The organism is Kitasatospora sp. NPDC023120, from assembly GCF_055560835.1.
In genome coordinates, this window is the sequence record NZ_JBVHHY010000001.1 from 510,845 (window position 1) to 528,471 (window position 17,627).

Annotated in this window: 16 protein-coding genes and 1 pseudogene; 12 read left to right on the top strand and 5 right to left on the bottom strand. The window is 73.6% G+C overall.

The genetic code is table 11. The features are described from left to right. Window positions 1-27: 27 nt before the first annotated feature. The 4 genes and pseudogenes from ACZ3TI_RS02445 (at window position 28) to ACZ3TI_RS02460 (ending at window position 4,886) form a co-directional block, all read left to right on the top strand. The gene (locus tag ACZ3TI_RS02445) at window positions 28-921 is read left to right on the top strand and encodes a biotin--[acetyl-CoA-carboxylase] ligase (protein ID WP_465722415.1); all 894 of its coding nucleotides are present in this window, start codon (window positions 28-30) and stop codon (window positions 919-921) included. 173 nt (window positions 922-1,094) lie between these two features. After that, window positions 1,095-2,219, top strand: a complete 1,125-nt coding sequence (locus ACZ3TI_RS02450) for an adenylate/guanylate cyclase domain-containing protein (RefSeq protein ID WP_465722417.1) — start codon at window positions 1,095-1,097, stop codon at window positions 2,217-2,219. 332 nt (window positions 2,220-2,551) lie between these two features. Further along, window positions 2,552-3,709 (top strand): annotated as a pseudogene (locus ACZ3TI_RS02455) (GGDEF domain-containing protein); the annotation flags it as partial. Between the two features lie 772 nt (window positions 3,710-4,481). Beyond that, a complete protein-coding gene (locus tag ACZ3TI_RS02460; protein ID WP_465722419.1) occupies window positions 4,482-4,886 on the top strand; it encodes a hypothetical protein in 405 nt (134 codons plus the stop codon). Here the strand turns inward: ACZ3TI_RS02460 and ACZ3TI_RS02465 are convergent. Next, the gene (locus ACZ3TI_RS02465; protein WP_465722421.1) at window positions 4,858-5,478 is read right to left on the bottom strand and encodes a TetR/AcrR family transcriptional regulator; all 621 of its coding nucleotides are present in this window, start codon (window positions 5,476-5,478) and stop codon (window positions 4,858-4,860) included. The genes ACZ3TI_RS02460 and ACZ3TI_RS02465 overlap by 29 nt on opposite strands. A gap of 101 nt (window positions 5,479-5,579) precedes the next feature. Between ACZ3TI_RS02465 and ACZ3TI_RS02470 the strand changes: the two genes are divergently transcribed. Then, window positions 5,580-6,770, top strand: coding sequence for a macrolide family glycosyltransferase (locus ACZ3TI_RS02470; protein WP_465722423.1), 1,191 nt, complete (start codon window positions 5,580-5,582; stop codon window positions 6,768-6,770). Window positions 6,771-6,941: 171 nt separating this feature from the next. After that, window positions 6,942-8,519 carry a histidine ammonia-lyase gene (hutH, locus tag ACZ3TI_RS02475; protein ID WP_465722425.1) on the top strand — a complete coding sequence of 526 codons (1,578 nt, stop codon included), beginning with the start codon at window positions 6,942-6,944 and terminating at the stop codon, window positions 8,517-8,519. Window positions 8,520-8,547: 28 nt separating this feature from the next. Here the strand turns inward: hutH and ACZ3TI_RS02480 are convergent, their stop codons facing one another. Continuing rightward, the gene (locus ACZ3TI_RS02480; RefSeq protein ID WP_465722427.1) at window positions 8,548-8,976 is read right to left on the bottom strand and encodes a hypothetical protein; all 429 of its coding nucleotides are present in this window, start codon (window positions 8,974-8,976) and stop codon (window positions 8,548-8,550) included. 280 nt (window positions 8,977-9,256) lie between these two features. Between ACZ3TI_RS02480 and ACZ3TI_RS02485 the strand changes: the two genes are divergently transcribed. The 6 genes from ACZ3TI_RS02485 to hutI all read left to right on the top strand — a co-directional run bounded on the left by ACZ3TI_RS02485 (window position 9,257) and on the right by hutI (window position 16,241). Further along, a complete protein-coding gene (locus tag ACZ3TI_RS02485) occupies window positions 9,257-10,126 on the top strand; it encodes a MurR/RpiR family transcriptional regulator (protein ID WP_465722429.1) in 870 nt (289 codons plus the stop codon). Window positions 10,127-10,214: 88 nt separating this feature from the next. Next, complete coding sequence (locus ACZ3TI_RS02490; RefSeq protein WP_465722431.1) at window positions 10,215-10,535, top strand: hypothetical protein; 321 nt, start codon at window positions 10,215-10,217, stop codon at window positions 10,533-10,535. A 173-nt stretch (window positions 10,536-10,708) separates the two neighbouring features. Continuing rightward, window positions 10,709-12,379, top strand: coding sequence for a urocanate hydratase (gene hutU, locus ACZ3TI_RS02495; protein ID WP_465722433.1), 1,671 nt, complete (start codon window positions 10,709-10,711; stop codon window positions 12,377-12,379). 100 nt (window positions 12,380-12,479) lie between these two features. Further along, window positions 12,480-13,682, top strand: coding sequence for an allantoate amidohydrolase (locus ACZ3TI_RS02500; protein WP_465722435.1), 1,203 nt, complete (start codon window positions 12,480-12,482; stop codon window positions 13,680-13,682). Continuing rightward, window positions 13,673-15,031, top strand: coding sequence for a formimidoylglutamate deiminase (locus tag ACZ3TI_RS02505; RefSeq protein WP_465722437.1), 1,359 nt, complete (start codon window positions 13,673-13,675; stop codon window positions 15,029-15,031). The genes ACZ3TI_RS02500 and ACZ3TI_RS02505 overlap by 10 nt, the downstream gene beginning before the upstream one ends. A gap of 34 nt (window positions 15,032-15,065) precedes the next feature. Then, window positions 15,066-16,241 (top strand): imidazolonepropionase, encoded by a 1,176-nt coding sequence (gene hutI, locus ACZ3TI_RS02510; protein ID WP_465722439.1) that lies wholly within the window; start codon window positions 15,066-15,068, stop codon window positions 16,239-16,241. A gap of 59 nt (window positions 16,242-16,300) precedes the next feature. Here the strand turns inward: hutI and ACZ3TI_RS02515 are convergent, their stop codons facing one another. The 3 genes from ACZ3TI_RS02515 to ACZ3TI_RS02525 form a co-directional block, all read right to left on the bottom strand. Beyond that, a complete protein-coding gene (locus ACZ3TI_RS02515; protein WP_465722441.1) occupies window positions 16,301-16,498 on the bottom strand; it encodes a DUF397 domain-containing protein in 198 nt (65 codons plus the stop codon). Between the two features lie 62 nt (window positions 16,499-16,560). After that, window positions 16,561-16,761, bottom strand: a complete 201-nt coding sequence (locus tag ACZ3TI_RS02520) for a DUF397 domain-containing protein (RefSeq protein WP_465722443.1) — start codon at window positions 16,759-16,761, stop codon at window positions 16,561-16,563. After that, window positions 16,754-17,614 carry a helix-turn-helix domain-containing protein gene (locus ACZ3TI_RS02525; RefSeq protein ID WP_465722445.1) on the bottom strand — a complete coding sequence of 287 codons (861 nt, stop codon included), beginning with the start codon at window positions 17,612-17,614 and terminating at the stop codon, window positions 16,754-16,756. The genes ACZ3TI_RS02520 and ACZ3TI_RS02525 overlap by 8 nt, the downstream gene beginning before the upstream one ends. Window positions 17,615-17,627: the final 13 nt, after the last annotated feature.

The window sequence follows — 17,627 nt, forward strand, 5'->3', positions numbered from 1 at the left end:
CCTCGCCGAGCGGAGCGAGGTGGGCGCATGAGTGCTCCCGACACCCCCCGCCGCAGCGGACTGCGCGGATTCGGCCACGCCGGGCCGTCGCCCTGGACCGACCTGGACCGTCCGCCGCTGGACGAGGAGGCGCTGCGCCGCGACCTCGTCGTCCCGGGCGGGCTCTGGACCTCGCTGGACGTCGTCGCCGAGACCGGCTCCACCAACAGCGACCTCGCCGCCCGCGCCCGGGAGGGCGCCGTCCAGGGCGCCGTGCTGGTGGCCGAGGCGCAGAGCGCCGCGCGCGGCCGGCTGGACCGGCAGTGGACCGCCCCGGCCCGCTCCGGGCTGTTCCTGTCCGTCCTGCTGCGCCCGGAGGAGGTGCCGGTCGAGCGCTACGGCTGGCTGCCGATCCTGGTCGGGGTCGCCGCGGCCAGCACGCTCGGCCGGGTCGCCGAGGTCGAGGTCGGGCTGAAGTGGCCCAACGACCTGCAGGTGGAGATCGACGGCGCGGAGCGCAAGATCGGCGGCATCCTCACCGAGCTGTCCGGTGGTGCGGTGGTCGTCGGCCTCGGCCTCAACGTCACGCTGCGGGCCGACGAGCTGCCCGTCCCGACCGCCGCCTCCCTCGAGCTGGCCGGCGCCGCCACCACCGACCGCGGCACCCTGCTGCGGGCCCTGCTGCGCGAACTCGCCGTGCTGTACCGGGAGTGGACGGCCGCGGCCGGCGACCCGCACACCAGCGACCTGCTGCGCGCCTACGTGGACCGCTGCACCACGCTCGGCCGCCAGGTGAAGGTCCACCTGCCCGGCGACACCGAGCTGGTCGGCGAGGCGGTGGCGGTCGACGGCGACGGGCGGCTGGTGGTTCGTACGCCCGACGGCGCACGCCGGGCGGTCGGCGCGGGCGACGTCGTCCACGTGCGCCCCGAAGCCCGCTGAACGGCAGTCTTCACCTCTCCTTGACCCGGGCGGATGCCCCGGATCCGGCGATTCCGTGCGAACATTCCACCTGGCAACGGTGTGAGGCGCGCCACTGCCCGCCCGGGTGGCGGACGGCGCGCCCGGACAGGTAGGACACGAGGCGAGTGCGGCGACCGCACGGGGATGGACCGGTGGCAGAGGACGGCAGCAGCGGCACGACGGCGGGCAGCCACGACCCCACGGTCGCGCTCGAACTGGAACGCCTGATCCTGGACGCCCCACGCCGTTACACGCCGTACCAGGCCGCGCGCGCCGCCGACGTCCCGATGGAGCTGGCCACCCGCTTCTGGCGGGCCATGGGCTTCCCCGACATCGGTCAGTCCCGGGCGCTCACCGACGGCGACGTGATCGCGCTGCGGCGGCTGGCGGGCCTGGTCGAGTCCGGGCTGCTGAGCGAGTCCATGGCGATCCAGGTGGCCCGTTCCACCGGCCAGACCACGGCCCGGCTGGCCGGCTGGCAGATGGACACCTTCCTGGAGAACCTCACCCAGTCCGTCGAGCCCGGGCTGACCCGCGCCGACGTCGCCTACCCGCTGGTCGAGCTGCTGCTGCCGGAACTGGAGCAGTTCCTGGTGTACGTCTGGCGGCGCCAGCTGGCCGCCGTCACCGGCCGGGTGGTGCAGGCCGCGGAGGACCACGAGATCACCAGCGGGCGGCTCGCCGTCGGCTTCGCCGACCTGGTCGGCTTCACCCGGCTGTCCCGGCGGCTGGAGGAGGAGGAGCTCGGGGAACTCGTCGAGACCTTCGAGAACACCTGCTCGGACCTGATCGCCGGGCAGGGTGGCCGGGTGATCAAGACCCTCGGCGACGAGATCCTCTACGTCTCCGAGGACCCGGCGACCGCCGCCGAGATCGCGCTGAGCCTGATCGAGGCGCTGTCCGAGGACGACACCATCCCGCCGCTGCGGGTCGGCATGGCCTTCGGCACGGTCACCTCGCGGATGGGCGACGTCTTCGGCACCACCGTCAACCTGGCCAGTCGGCTCACCTCGATCGCGCCCAAGGACGCGGTGCTGATCGACGGCGAGTTCGCCGCCGCGCTGGAGCAGAACGGCAGCGTGGCCCCGGCGGACTCGGAGGGGCCGGGCCTGGCCGAGGCGCTGTCGGCCGCCGCGGGGATGCCCGCCTCCGGGCTGCCGATGCCGGGGCCGGAGGCCGGGGCCCGGTTCCACCTGCAGCCGATGTGGCGCCGACCGGTGCGGGGGCTTGGGCTGGTCGAGCCCTGGCTGCTGACCCGGCGGCTGAAGGCCGAGTAGGCGCGCGGCAGGCGGTGCGGGCGGGTGCGGGGCCGGGTGCGGGGCGCGGGCGGTGACCTCCGGGTGCCGAACGGTTGAAACCCGTACGGTCCGCCGTGAGGCCATCCGGGCAAACGGGGCATAACCGAACGAAACCGCCATAGTCTTGGTGCAAGCGGCCGGTCGGGTTCGACCGGCCGACGGGGTCTGGCAGGACCGAGCACAGGGAGCGAGGCGAGCCGGTGAGCAGTGAGGCGATCATGACGGACCGCGGCTGCGACGGCGGCGGATCGCCGCACCGCGACCCGCTGCCCGACCTCAGACTGCAGTCCGTGGTCGAGCTCGCCCAGGACATGGCCGGCGCGCTCACCCCGCTGGAAGCCGTCCGGGCCGCCGCCGCCCGGGCCACCGAGGCGCTCGGCGCCACCATGGCCGCCGTCTCGGTCTGGGACCGCGAATCCGGCCGGCTGCGGGTCCTGGTCAACCACGGCGACCTCGCCGCCGGCGAGGAGGAGCTGCCCGAGGACGAGTCGTACCCCGTCGCCGACTTCCCCGAGATCGTCACGTACCTGGAGGAGCGCTGGACCACCGGGCGGCTGCCGCGCGCCTGGCTGCAGACCGCCGAGGACAGCGAACCGCACGCCGGTCACGCGCATCCGACCGCCGGCGCGTACTGCCAGGAACGCGCCGCGGCGCTGCGCCGGCGCGGGCGGGCCTGCTGCGTCGTCGCGCCGATCGTGCTGCACGGGCAGGCCTGGGGCGAGCTGTACCTCGCCCGCTCGGTCGGGATGCCCGCGTTCACCGAGGCCGACGCCGACTACGCGACCCTGCTCGCCGCCCAGGTCTCGGCCGGACTCGCCCAGACCGAGCGCCTCGCCGACCTGCGCAAGCTCGCCTTCTCCGACCCGCTCACCGGCCTCGCCAACCGGCGCGCCGTCGACGCCCGGCTGGAGGGCGCGCTGGAGGCGCACAACCGGGACAACACCGTCGTCTCGCTGGTCGTCTGCGACGTCAACGGGCTCAAGCGGGTCAACGACCAGCTCGGCCACGAGATGGGCGACCGGCTGCTGGAACGCTTCGCCCACCAGCTCTCGCTGGCCGCCGCCAAGCTCCCCGGCAGCCTCGCCGCGCGGCTCGGCGGCGACGAGTTCTGCCTCCTCGTGGAAGGGCAGAAGGCCGACGAGGTGGTCGCCGTCGCCGAAGAGCTGTGCGCCCGGGCGCTCGCGCTCTCCGAGGGCGAGGGCGTGGCCTGCGGGGTCGCCTCCACCGGCGACTCGATCGGGCCCGTCACCACCCCCGACCGGCTCTTCCGGCTCGCCGACGCCGCCCAGTACCGGGCCAAGGCCGCCCGCGCCGCCCACCCCGTGGTCGCCGGGCGCAGCCACGGCCCCGGCTTCTCGCCCGACCCCACCGTGCTACTCGCCGACGCCGCCGACCCGCACCACCGGGCCGACGGGCGGCGCGCACCGAACGGACGGGCCGGCGCGGGCGACCGGCGGCGGTTCCGCGGCGCCGCCCACAGCGCCGATCCGGGTCAGCTGCTCACCGCCGTCCTCTCCGCCCTCGACCAGGCCGCGACCGCCCGGGCCGTCCACCCGGCCGACACCCTCGGCAAGCTCGTCATCGTCGCCGAGGCCTCCGCCCGGCTGCTCGACGCCGTCGGCTGGTGGGTCTCGTACGTCCCGCCCGGCTCCCACCTCATGCGCACCGCCCAGCACGCCGTCTACCGGATGACCAGCGGCCCCAGCAGCACCCGCGCCGAGACCCAGCGCGCCCAGATCGAGGCGCCCGACGCCGTCTTCGACCTGCGCCACTACCCGATGACCCGCCGCGCCGTCCGCGGCGCGGCCTTCGCCCTCCGGGCCGGCGCCGCCGGCAACGACCCGGCGGAGGAGGCCATGCTCGTCGTCTCCGGCTACCGGGGCATGGTCGCCGCCGGCGGCCAGAACCCGGCCGGCGGTTGGCTCGTCGAGCTCTTCGCCGACGATGCCACCCTTCCGCTCGGGCAGGCGGCCTGTGCCATGCGGGCCCTGGTCGCCGTCGCCCTCTCGGGCGCGGCTTCACCGCCGGTGGTGTGAGCCGCGGGCGTGAGCGGGGAGCCGCTGCGGCGCGCCCCTCGGCGTTCCCCTCCCGGTGGCGTCGTTCCGCGGGTCGCCGCCGTCGTGTGCCGATTCGGTGACCGGGGTGTCGCGGGTGGGTCGCGGTCGGGGCCGGGGGGTGCCGCGGGCGGGCGGGGCGGTGGGATGGTGGGGGGTCGGTCGAACGGGAACGGGGGCGCGGGTCGTGGGTAGACGGTTGGTCGGGGCGGCGGTGACCGGGGTGCTGGTGCTCGGTGGCGGGGTGGCGGTGGCCGCTCCGGCGTCGGCGGTGCCGGTGGTCCCGGCGGTGCGGACGGGCGGCGCGGCGCGGCCGGTGCCGGAGCGGACGGTGCCGGAGCGGACGGTGCCGGAGCGGTCGCCGCAGGCGCGGGACGCGGTCAGGGCGCACCGGATCACCCAGCTCGCCGGATCGAAGTCGAAGTCGAAGTCGAAGTCGAAGTCGAAGGCGAAGAAGAAGGCGACGCGCGGCTTCCTCCACGGCTTCTTCCGGGGCTTCTTCGGGTGGCTCGCCACGGGCCTGTTGCTCGCCCTGCTGGTCACCGTCCTGGTCGTCCTCCTGGTCAGGCGGTCGAACCGCCGCGGGGCGTAGCCGGGGCGACGGCGCGCAGCGCGGCGTCGACCAGGTGGTCGGCGTGGTCGTGGGTGAGCGGGCCGAGCCGGTACTGCCAGCGGTAGTAGAGCGGGCCGTAGAGGAGTTCGACGGCCAGGTCGAGGTCGGTGTCGGGGGCGAGCCGGCCGGCCTCGCGGGCCTTGCGGAGCCGGTCGCGGGTGACCTCCAGCAGCGGGTCCAGCAGGCGGGTGCGGTACTCGGCGTGCAGCGCGGGGTCGTTGAGGATCTCGGCGAGGAGCGCGCGGTAGGTGCGGTCGGCGCCCGGGTCGGAGAGTTCGTCACAGGTGGGGCGCAGGACGGCCCGGAAGTCGGCGGCGAGGTCGCCGGTGTCGGGGAGGGCGAGGCTGCCCTCGTGTTCACTGGCCGCGAGGAAGGCGTCGAAGACGACCGCTCCCTTCGACGGCCACCAGCGGTAGATGGTCTGCTTGCCGACGCCGGCGCGGGCGGCGATCGCCTCGATGGTGACCTTGCCGTAGCCGACTTCGGCGACGAGTTCGGTGGCGGCGGCGAGGACGGCGGCGCGTGCGCGTTCGCTGCGGCGGGCGGGGTCCGGGGCGGTTCTGGAAGTCATGGGAAAAAAGTCTATGCCAAACGACGAGACGAGACGTATTGTCTTCTCAAGACATCGCGAGACGGACCGTCTCGTCTCAAGTCGCTACCCCGGAGGTGCCCATGACCCGCCCCGCACACATCCTGATGGTTTCCGTCCCGGCCCACGGGCACGTCAACCCCAGCCTCGCCGTGATCACCGAGCTGGTCGCCCGCGGCCACCGGGTCAGCTACGTCAACGACGCCACCTTCCGGGAGACCGTCGAGTCCACCGGCGCCACCTTCGTCCCGTACCCGACGAAGCTGCCGCTCGCCGACGACGCCAACGGCTGGATGGAGGATCCGGTGGCGATCCAGGAGCTGTTCCTGGACGACGCGCTCTCGATGTGGCCCGTCCTGCTGGAGGCCTTCGCCGACGACCGGCCCGACCTGGTGCTCTGCGACATCGCGGGCTACGCGGGCCGGGCGCTCGGAGAGCGGCTGGGGGTGCCGGTGGTGCAGCTGTCGCCCACCTTCGTCGGCTGGGAGGGCTTCGAGCAGGACCTGGCGGAGATGTTCGAGGCGATCCGCACCGGTCCGGGCGGCGCCGAGCACTACCGCCGCTTCGCCGACTGGCTGGCCGAGGCCGGGGCGGTGCAGCGCGACGTGGACGCCTTCAAGAACCGCCCGGAGCGGGCGATCGCGCTCGTCCCGCGCGCCCTGCAGCCCAACGCCGACCGGGTCGACGAGCAGCGGATCAGCTTCGTCGGCCCCTGCTTCGGCGACCGGGCCCACCAGGGCGAGTGGCAGCGCCCGGCCGGCGCCGAGAAGGTGCTGCTGGTCTCGCTGGGCTCGGCGTTCACCCATCACCCGGCGTTCTACCGGGCCTGCGTCCAGGCCTTCGGGGACCTGCCGGGCTGGCACACCGTGCTGCAGATCGGCGCGCACACCGACCTCGCCGAGCTCGGCGAGGTGCCGGACACCGTCGAGGTGCACCGCTGGGTGCCGCAGCTGTCGGTGCTCGCCCAGGCGGACGCCTTCGTCACCCACGCGGGTATGGGCGGCTCCAGCGAGGGGCTGTTCCACGCCGTGCCGATGATCGCGGTGCCGCAGGCCGCCGACCAGTTCGCCAACGCCGACGCGCTCGTGGGTCTCGGCGTCGCCCGCCGGCTGGACACCGAGGAGGCCACCCCGGAGGCGCTGCGCGCGGCACTGCTGGAGCTGGTCGGCGACCCGGCGGTGGCCGAACGGCTGCGGCAGCTGTCCGCCGCCGGCCGGGCCGAGGGCGGCACCACCCGGGCGGCCGACCTGATCGAGGCGGAGCTGAAGGCCTGACGGGCGGGCACCGGTGGGCGGGCGCGGACGGTCCCGGGCGGCCGCGGGGCGGCGGCGCGGTGGGCCGGGTGGGGGCCGCGGTGTGCGGTGCGGATCCGGGCGACGGAGAATCCGGATGACGGGCAGCTGTTGTCATATCTTCATTCACCTGATGTGATGGTGTATATGGATATGCACAGTGCTGTGGCCCCCGACGCTCCGCTGGTCCTGGTCGGCAAGGCCGACGTCAGCGCCGAGGACGTTCTGGCCGTCGCCCGGGGCAACGCCCGGGTCGAGATCGGTCCCGACGCGCAGGCCGAGATGGCCGCCTCCCGCGCCCGGATCGACGCCCTCGCGGCCGAGCCGCGTCCCGTCTACGGCGTGTCGACCGGCTTCGGCGCGCTCGCCGTGCGGCACATCAGCCCCGAGCTGCGCGCGCAGCTGCAGCGGTCGCTGGTGCGCTCGCACGCCGCCGGCATGGGCCCGGCGGTCGAGCGCGAGGTGGTCCGCGCGCTGATGTTCCTGCGGATGAAGACGCTGGCCTCCGGCCGTACCGGCGTCCGCCCGCTGGTCGCGCAGACCATGGCCGCCCTGCTCAACGCGGGCATCACCCCCGTCGTCCGGGAGTTCGGCTCGCTCGGCTGCTCCGGCGACCTCGCGCCGCTGTCGCACTGCGCGCTGGTCCTGATGGGCGAGGGCACCGCCACCGGCCCGGACGGCGTGGAGAAGCCCGTCGCCGAGCTGCTCGCCGCCGCCGGGATCGAGCCGGTCGAGCTGCTGGAGAAGGAGGGCCTGGCCCTCATCAACGGCACCGACGGCATGCTCGGCATGCTGGTGATGGCCATCGCCGATCTGCAGCGGCTGTTCACCACCGCCGACATCACCGCCGCGATGACCCTCGAGGCGCTGCTCGGCACCGACAAGGTGCTCGCCCCCGAGCTGCACGCCCCGATCCGCCCGCACCCGGGCCAGGCGCTGAGCGCCGCCAACATGCTCGCCGTGCTCAAGGACTCCGGCCTCACCGGCCACCACCAGGACGACGCGCCGCGGGTCCAGGACGCGTACTCGATCCGCTGCGCCCCGCAGGTGGCCGGCGCGGGCCGCGACACCCTCGCCCACGCCCAGCTGGTCGCCTCCCGCGAGCTGGCCGCCTCGGTGGACAACCCGGTGGTGCTGCCGGACGGCCGGGTGGAGTCCAACGGCAACTTCCACGGCGCCCCGGTCGCGTACGTGCTGGACTTCCTCGCCATCGCCGCCGCCGACCTCGGCTCGATCTCCGAGCGCCGCACCGACCGGCTGCTCGACAAGGCCCGCTCGCACGGCCTGCCAGCCTTCCTGGCCGACGACCCGGGCGTGGACTCCGGTCTGATGATCGCCCAGTACACCCAGGCGGCGCTGGTCAGCGAGAACAAGCGGCTCGCCGTCCCGGCCTCGGTCGACTCGATCCCGTCCTCCGCGATGCAGGAGGACCACGTGTCGATGGGCTGGTCGGCCGCGCGCAAGCTGCGTCAGGCCGTCGAGAACCTCGGCCGGATCCTCGCCGTCGAACTGACCGCCGCCGCCCGCGCGCTGGAGATCCGTCAGCAGGCCGACTCGGCCGGCCGGATCGCCCCGGCGACCGCGGCCGCGCTGGCCGTCGCCCGGGAGGCGGGGGTCGGCGGCGCCGGCCGCGACCGCTTCCTCTCGCCGGACCTGGAGGCGGCGGCTGCGCTGGTCGCCTCCGGCGAGCTGGTGCGCGCGGTGGAGAAGGTCACCGGCCCGCTGGCCTGACGCCCCCTCGCCGCGGGGCGACCGGGCCTCAGTCCCAGTCGTCCCGCGGCCGGCGGTCCTCGCGGCCCCGGCGCTCGCCGAACGCGGCGGCGAAGTTGACCCCGACGATCCCCGCCCAGCAGATCAGCAGGCCGGCGAAGCCGCCGCTGCCGGGGCTGCTGGCGATCGCGGTCAGCGGGATGCCGAACGCCATCGAGACCACCGCCAGCCCGTTGCCGGAGCGCTTGTTCCAGCCCCGGCCCTGGTGGCGGGACCGCCTGTGGCGGTCGTGGTGCGGACCGGGCTCGTAGTCGTCCAACCGCTGGGCGACGGAGCGCTCGACCCGGGCGTCCAGGCGGGCGTCGAGCCGCTTCATGAAGGAGTCGACGAGCTCGTCCTCGTACTCCTTGCCGAGCTCCTTGCGGGCCTGCAGGGTGGCGTCGAGGTCGCGCCGCAGGTCGTCCTGGCGAGTGTCCATGGGGTCCAGCCTGGTGGCTGCCGGGTGCCCGGTCCATCCGTTCGCGGGGGAATCCGGGGCGGGCTCAGGGAGAAATCAGGGTTGCCCCCGAGCTCTGCCGCGACCGTCCTCCGGCCTCGCCCCCGACCGTCCGGACACCGCCCGGACACCGTCCGGATACCGTCCTGTCCGATCCCCGGGACGTCCCACGGGGCGTTCCGCCGTACGAGACGTCTTTGCCAGGCGCCGCGCGCTGCTGCACAGTCGTCGTCCGAACCGCTCGCATCCGGAGGTACCGCTGATGACCGCCACCGACGAGACCGGCAGCGTCGGCCCCTCCGCCCGACTGCTCCAGCTGTTCGAGGGGCACCGGCTCACGCCGACCCAGCGTCGGATCGCGCACTCGCTGGTGCGGCACGCCACCGAGGCGCCGTTCCTGTCCAGCGTCGAGGTCGCCGAACTCGCGGGCGTCAGCCAGCCCTCCGTCACCCGCTTCGCGGTCGCGCTCGGGTACGACGGCTACCCGGCGCTGCGCAAGCAGCTGCGCGAACTCGGCGGGGGAGAGCCGGCCGCCCCCGAGACCCCGGACGACGCGGTGCGCAACGAGCACCAGCAGGCCGTGCTCGCCGAGATCGCGCACCTGCGCCACCTCGCCGAACTCCTCGCCGACCCGGAGCCCATCATCCGGGCCGCCCGGCTGCTCGCCGCCTCCCGCCCGCTGCCGGTGCTCGGCCTGCGGGCCGCCTCGGCGCAGGCGCGCGGCTTCGCGTACTTCGCCGCCAAGGTGCACCCGGACATCCGGCTGCTGGACGAGGGCGGCAGCATGCTCGCCGACCGGCTGGAACAGGCCGCCGCGGCCGGGGCGAGCGCGCTGCTCTGCTTCGCGCTGCCGCGCTACCCGCGGGAACTGATGGACGCGCTGGCGGTGGCCCGGGACTGCGGGCTGACGGTGCTCACCGTCGCCGACAGCGCCTTCGCGCCGGTCGCCAAGCTGTCCGACCTGATGCTGCCGGCCGCCGTCGGCACCGGGCTGGTCTTCGACACCGCGTGCGCGCCGATGATGCTCGGCCGGGTGCTGTTGCAGGCCATGTGCGACGAACTCCCGGGCGCGGAGGCCCGGTTGGAGGCGATCGAGCAGTCGGCGGCGGCGCGCGGGCTCTTCTTGGAATAGGCACAGCCGGAACAGTCACAGCTTGGAGCAGCCGCGGGGGAGTACTCGCCACAAACCCGGGCATCCCCTACGTCAGGGGGTGCCGCCCATGCGCGTGATCCACGAGATGAAGTTCGTCGCCCGCCTGTCCTCGGGTGCCGACGAATGGTCCTGCCCCGCTTGCGGACGCCGCGTCACCCTGCGGCGCCTGCCCGAACCCGAACTGGCCGTCATCGACCCGGGCGACGAGTCCGCCGTCCACGTCGGCGTCATCGAGCCTGACGCCCCCTCCGCCGCGGCCGCCGAGAAGTACGGCCTCGGCCCCGTCCAGAACATCCCCCGCCCGCCCTCCCCGCCCACCCCCGATGCCGACGACCGCCGCTGGCTCGCCGAGATCGGCATCGACTGGGACGGCGACGCGGCCGCATGAGAGCCGCCCCCGCGGCCCGTCCCGGCACCGCCGGACGGGCGCTTCGGCGTGCCTGGAGCCCGGTCGAGTCTCCGGCTGTTCCGATGGGTCCGGGGTCTGGTCGCAGACTGAATGTTTGGATATATTCAGTCGAACCGAGCTTGAATGAATCCATCCGCAGGGAGGCCGGGACTATGGTGCAGCAGCAGGCGAGCGGGCCGCGCGAGGTGCGCGCGGCGCGTGGGACGGGGCTGACGACGCAGGGGTGGCAGCAGGAGGCCGCCCTGCGGATGCTGATGAACAACCTCGACCCCGAGGTGGCGGAGCACCCGTCGAAGCTGGTCGTGTACGGCGGCACCGGCAAGGCGGCGCGGGACTGGCGCTCCTTCGACGCGATGGTGAAGACGCTGCAGGGCCTGAAGCAGGACGAGACCATGCTGGTCCAGTCCGGCCGCCCGGTCGGCGTGATGCAGACCCACGAGTGGGCGCCGCGCGTGCTGATCGCCAACTCCAACCTGGTCGGCGACTGGGCCAACTGGGAGGAGTTCCGTCGGCTGGAGAGCCTCGGGCTCACCATGTACGGCCAGATGACCGCCGGCTCCTGGATCTACATCGGTACCCAGGGCATCCTCCAGGGCACCTACGAGACCTTCGCCGCCGTCGCCAACAAGCGCTTCAACGGCACGCTGGAGGGCACCATCACCCTCACCGCCGGCCTCGGCGGGATGGGCGGCGCCCAGCCGCTGGCCGTCACCATGAACGGCGGCGTGGCGATCTGTATCGACTGCGACCCGTCCCGGATCTCCCGCCGGATCGAGCACCGCTACCTGGACGTCGAGGCCAAGAACCTCTCCCACGCCCTGGAGCTGGCCACCGCGGCCCGTGACAAGAAGCAGCCGCTGTCCATCGGCCTGCTGGGCAACGCCGCCGAGCTCTTCCCGCAGCTGCTCGCGATGGACGCCCCGATCGACATCGTCACCGACCAGACCAGCGCCCACGACCCGCTGAGCTACCTGCCGGTCGGCGTCGACTTCGACGACATGGCGACCTACGCCGCCGAGAAGCCCGCCGAGTTCACCACCCGCTCGCGCGAGTCGATGGCCAAGCACGTCGAGGCCATGGTCGGCTTCCTGGACCGCGGCGCCGAGGTCTTCGACTACGGCAACTCGATCCGCGGCGAGGCCCAGCTGGCCGGCTACGACCGCGCCTTCGCCTTCCCCGGCTTCGTCCCCGCGTACATCCGCCCGCTGTTCTGCGAGGGCAAGGGCCCGTTCCGCTGGGCGGCGCTGTCCGGCGACCCGCAGGACATCCACAAGACCGACAAGGCCGTCCTCGACCTGTTCCCGGAGAACGAGTCGCTGCACCGCTGGATCAAGATGGCCCAGGAGAAGGTGCACTTCCAGGGCCTGCCCGCGCGCATCTGCTGGCTCGGCTATGGCGAGCGCGACAAGGCCGGCGAGCGCTTCAACGACATGGTCGCCTCCGGCGAGCTGTCCGCGCCGATCGTCATCGGCCGCGACCACCTGGACTGCGGTTCGGTCGCCTCCCCGTACCGGGAGACCGAGGCGATGCTGGACGGCTCGGACGCGATCGCCGACTGGCCGCTGCTCAACGCCATGGTCAACGTCGCCTCCGGCGCCTCCTGGGTCTCCATCCACCACGGCGGCGGCGTCGGCATCGGCCGCTCGATCCACGCCGGGCAGGTCACCGTCGCCGACGGCACCGCACTGGCCGGGGAGAAGATCCGGCGGGTGCTCACCAACGACCCGGGCATGGGCGTCATCCGGCACGTGGACGCCGGCTACGACCGGGCCGACGAGGTCGCCGCGGAGCGCGGTGTGCGCGTCCCGATGGGCGAGCTGTGAGCGAGCGGTGGGGGTACCCCCGGCCGGAGGCTCGGGGAGAGCGAACCATCGACAGGTGCGCGTTGCGCGAAGCGGCTGCCGAGCGCAGCGAGGCGGGCGCATGAGCGACTCCTTCCTGGAGATGTGGGCGGAGCTGCTCCCCGTGGGCCGCTCCGCCTCCTCCGGCGGCTACCGCCGCTTCGCCTGGAACTCCGCCGACGCCGAGTGCCGCGCCTGGTTCGAGCAGCAGGCCCGCGACCGCGGCCTCGCGTACGAGCTGGACCGCAACGGCAACCAGTGGGCCTGGCTGGGCGACCCGCAGGCCGGCGGGGCCGTCGTCACCGGCTCGCACCTGGACTCCGTCCCGGACGGCGGCGCCTTCGACGGCCCGCTCGGGGTGGTCTCCTCCTTCGCCGCGCTGGACGAACTCCGCGCCCGGGGAGCCGAGTTCACCCGGCCGCTGGCGATCGTCAACTTCGGTGACGAGGAGGGCGCCCGGTTCGGCGTGGCCTGCATCGGCTCCCGGCTCACCGCCGGGGTGCTCTCCCCGGAGGCCGCGTACGAGCTGCGCGACGCCGCCGGGGTCCGGCTGCCCGACGCGATGGAGAAGGCCGGTTACGACCCGACCGGGATCGGCGCGGACGACGACCGGCTGGCCCGGATCGGCGCCTTCGTCGAGCTGCACGTCGAGCAGGGCCGCTACCTCGCCGAGGGGCAGCCGGTCGGCGTGGCGGGCGCGATCTGGCCGCACGGCCGCTGGCGGTTCGACTTCCACGGCGAGGCCAACCACGCCGGCACCACCCGGATCGAGGACCGCCGCGACCCGATGCTGACCTACGCCAACACCGTGCTCGCCGCCCGCAAGAAGGCGAAGCAGGCGGGCGCGCTGGCCACCTTCGGCAAGGTCGCGGTCGAGCCCAACGGCACCAACGCGATCGCCTCGCTGGTGCGCGGCTGGCTGGACTCCCGGGCGGCCGACGAGCGCACGCTGACCGCGCTGGTCGCCGAGATCGAGCAGGCCGCCGCCGAGCGCGGCGAGCGCGACGGCGTCCGGGTCGAGCTGACCCGCGAGTCCTACACCCCGGTGGTGGACTTCGACGGCCCGCTGCGCGACCGGCTCGCCAAGCTGCTGGACGCCCCGGTGCTGCCCACCGGCGCGGGACACGACGCCGGGATCCTGGCGTCCGCGATCCCGACCGCCATGCTGTTCGTGCGCAACCCCAGCGGCGTCTCGCACTCCCCGGCCGAACACGCCGAGGAGGCCGACTGCCTGGCCGGGGTCACCGCCCTCGCCGACGTACTGGAGGACCTGGCGTGTCAGTGACCGCAGCGACCTACTGGGCGCAGTACGCCTGGCTGCCGCACCCCAACGGGCCGGTGGTCGAGCGCGACGTGCTGATCGCCGCCGGCCCCGGCGGTCTGGTCACCTCGGTGACGCCGGACAGCGGGCCCTGCCCGCCCGGCGCCGTCCGCCTCGACGGACTGCTGCTGCCCGGCCAGGCGAACGCCCACTCGCACGCCTTCCACCGGGCGCTGCGCGGGCACGTGCAGGTCGGCTCCGGCACCTTCTGGACCTGGCGCGACACCATGTACCGGTTCGCCGGCGCGCTCGACCCGGACTCCTACCTGGAGCTGGCCACCGCCGTCTACGCCGAGATGGCGCTGGCCGGGATCACCGCCGTCGGCGAGTTCCACTACCTGCACCACGCGCCCGGCGGCGTCCGCTACACCGACCCGAACGCGATGGGCGAGGCGCTGATCGAGGCCGCCGCCCGGGCCGGCATCCGGATCACCCTGCTGGACACCTGCTACCTGTCGGCCGGCTTCGGCGCCGAGCCGACCAAGCCGCAGCAGCGGTTCAGCGACGGCGACGCGCAGGCCTGGGCCGAGCGGGCGGACGCGCTCAAGCCGCGCGAGCACGCCCGGATCGGCGCCGCCATCCACTCGGTCCGGGCCGTCCCGGCCGAGCAGCTGGGCACCGTCGCGCACTGGGCGGCGATGCGCAAGGCGCCGCTGCACGTCCACCTGTCCGAGCAGACCGCCGAGAACGACGCCTGCCTCACCGCGCACGGCGTCACCCCGACCCGGCTGCTCGCCGACCACGGCGCGCTCGGCCCGCGCACCTCGGTCGTGCACGCCACCCACCTCACCGACGAGGACGTCAAGCTCCTCGCCGACTCCTCCACGACCGTCTGCATGTGCCCCACCACCGAGCGGGACCTCGCGGACGGCATCGGCCCGGCCCGCCGGCTCGCCTCGGCGGGCTGCCCGATCACCCTGGGCAGCGACAGCCACGCGGTCATCGACCCGTTCGAGGAGTCCCGCGCCCTGGAGCTGGACGAGCGGCTGCGCACCCAGACCCGCGGGCACTGGACGGCGAACGCGCTGCTGCGGGCCGGCACCGAGGACGGGCACGCCTCGCTCGGCTGGCCGGAGGCCGGACGGATCGAGGCCGGGGCGCTCGCCGACTTCACGGTGATCGCGCTGGACTCGGTCCGCACCGCGGGCCCGCCGCCCCGGCTCGGCGCCGAGATCGCGGTCTTCGCGGCCTCGGCGGCGGACGTGCGGCACGTGGTGGTCGGCGGCCGGCACGTCGTCCGGGACGGCGTGCACCAGCTGGTGGCCGACGTGCCGGGCGCGCTGCGGTCCGCGATCCGCGCGCTGGACTACTGACCCATTTGTTCAACTCCCTTCGGAAGGCGTTGTCTTGAGCACCAGGACCACCTTGATCACGGGCATCGGCAGCCTGGTCACCAACGACCCCGGGCAGGGCACGGGGCCGCTCGGCCTGCTGGCCGACGCGGCCGTGGTGGTCGAGGGCGGCACCGTCGCCTGGGTCGGCCCGGCCGCGCAAGCCCCGGCCGCGGACGAGCGCTTCGACGCCGAGGGCCGGGCCCTGCTGCCCGGCTTCGTCGACTCGCACGCCCACCTGGTGTTCGCGGGGGATCGTACGGCCGAGTTCAACGCCCGGATGTCCGGGCAGGCGTACACGGCGGGCGGCATCCGTACGACGGTGGCGGCCACCCGGGCGGCTTCGGACGCTGAGCTGGACGCCAACCTGGCCGGGTTCGTCCGGGAGGCGCTGCGGCAGGGCACCACCACCATCGAGTGCAAGTCCGGCTACGGGCTGACGGTCGAGGACGAGGCCCGGGCGCTGCGGATCGCGGCGAAGCACACCCCGGAGACGACGTACCTGGGCGCGCACATCGTGGCCCCCGAGTACGCCGAGGACCCGGCGGGTTATGTGGACCTGGTGACCGGCGAGATGCTGGACGCCTGTGCGCCGCACGCCCGTTGGGTGGACGTGTTCTGCGAGAAGGGCGCGTTCGACGGGGACCAGGCGCGGGCTGTTTTGACGGCGGGGATCGAGAAGGGCCTCACACCGCGGGTGCACGCCAACCAGTTGACGTACGGGCCGGGCGTGCAGCTGGCGGTGGAGCTGGGGGCCGCCTCGGCGGACCACTGCACCCACCTGACGGACGAGGACGTGGCGGCACTGGCCGGTTCGGCGACGGTCGCGACCCTGCTGCCGGGCGCGGAGTTCTCCACCCGGGCCGAGTACCCGAGCGGGCGCCGGCTGCTGGACGCGGGGGCGGTGGTGGCGCTGTCCACTGACTGCAACCCGGGCTCCAGCTTCACGAGTTCGATGGCGTTCTGCATTGCCGTGGCGGTGCGGGAGATGGGCATGACGCCGGACGAGGCCGTCTGGGCGGCCACGGCCGGTGGCGCGCACGCGCTGCGGCGCAGTGACGTTGGCACGGTGGCGGTCGGCGCGCGGGCCGACCTGCTGCTGCTCGACGCCCCCTCGCACGTCCACCTGGCCTACCGCCCGGGCGTGCCGCTCACGGCGGCGGTCTGGCGGGCAGGAGTTCGGGAGGTCTGAGCCTTCGGACGACAGACGGCCCCCGCGCCCCCGGGGTGGCGGGCGCGGGGGCTCTTCGTTCAGGGGGTGGTGAGGTGGTCGAACTCGCCGGCTTTGGCAGCCTGGAGGAAGGCCGCGAGGTTGGGGCGGGTGGTCCGGATGATGACATCACCCTCGTCGGACTCCCGGAGCTCGACGATCCCGTCGACGGTACGGACCTCGACGCAGTCAGAGTTGGCACCGGAGCAACTGGACTTCTGCCATGCGGGGCTGGTCATGAGAGCCAGGCTAGCTACCGGCGGCCTCTTGCGGGGAGCAAGAGGCCGCCGGAACGATTCGCTCAGGGGTTGGTGGTGAGGTGGTCGAACTCGCCGGCCTTCGTACCCTGGAGGAACGTGGCGAACTTGAGGCGCGTGGTGCGGACGATGACGTCGCCCTCATCGGACTCACGGAGCTCGATCACCCCATCAGCAGCCCGGACCTCAACGCACGCGTTGCTGGAGCCGGAGTAACTGGACTTCTGCCATTCAGGGCTACTCATGATTGCCCTCTATCTCCTTCTTGATGGATCGGATGAAGTCTCGCGAGTCATCTTCGGAAAGGGCCACAGACGCCATCCTGTCGAGGATCTCGCGGTAACTTGCCAGGTCCGAGGGTGCGTCGAAGAGCGGACACCCGAAGCTGATGTCGATCTGCACGGTGTCCAGCTCAGGCACCGGGCCCGCGATATGGACGAAGTTCTCGCTGGGGCCAGGCAGCGATTCGATCTTAAACGGCACGACTCGAACGGAGATGCCGGGGCTCTCGGAATGCTCGATGAGGGCGCCAAGTTGCTCGGCGAGCGCCTCCGGCCCGCTGAACTGCATCCGCAGTGCGGCTTCATGGATGAACGCCGTGTATGGCGTGGCGCCGTTGCGGATGATCTGCTGCCTCCGCAGGCGGAAAGCCAGGCGGAGATCGACATCGGGCTGCGGCAGTGGCGGGATCGCGCGAGCGAACACCGAAGCGGCGTACGCGGGAGTCTGAAGCAGCCCGGGCAGGAAGGTAATCGAATAGGTGGCGATCCGCTGGGCGTGTGCCTCGATCGCTGCAACGTCGAGCAGCTCGGTGGTCAGCCTCGGGCTGTACTCCTCCCACCAGCCAGTCTCTCGCTCCCGGATCATGTCAGCGAGTGAGGCGATCAGGGGCTCGTTGGTGCACGCGCAGGCCGCCGCGATCTCACGCAGACGTTCCTCGCTGACGGCCGACTTCCCGTTCTCCATCTGACTCACCAAGGCAGCAGTCACCCCAAGCAGACGGGCAAGGTGGCTGCCGCCGAAGCCGGCTTGCTCTCTCATCCTCCGCAGTTCGGCGCCAAGGCGCCGTTGACGGAGGGTGGGGACTCGAAGGGCCATGGCGTCCTCTCAG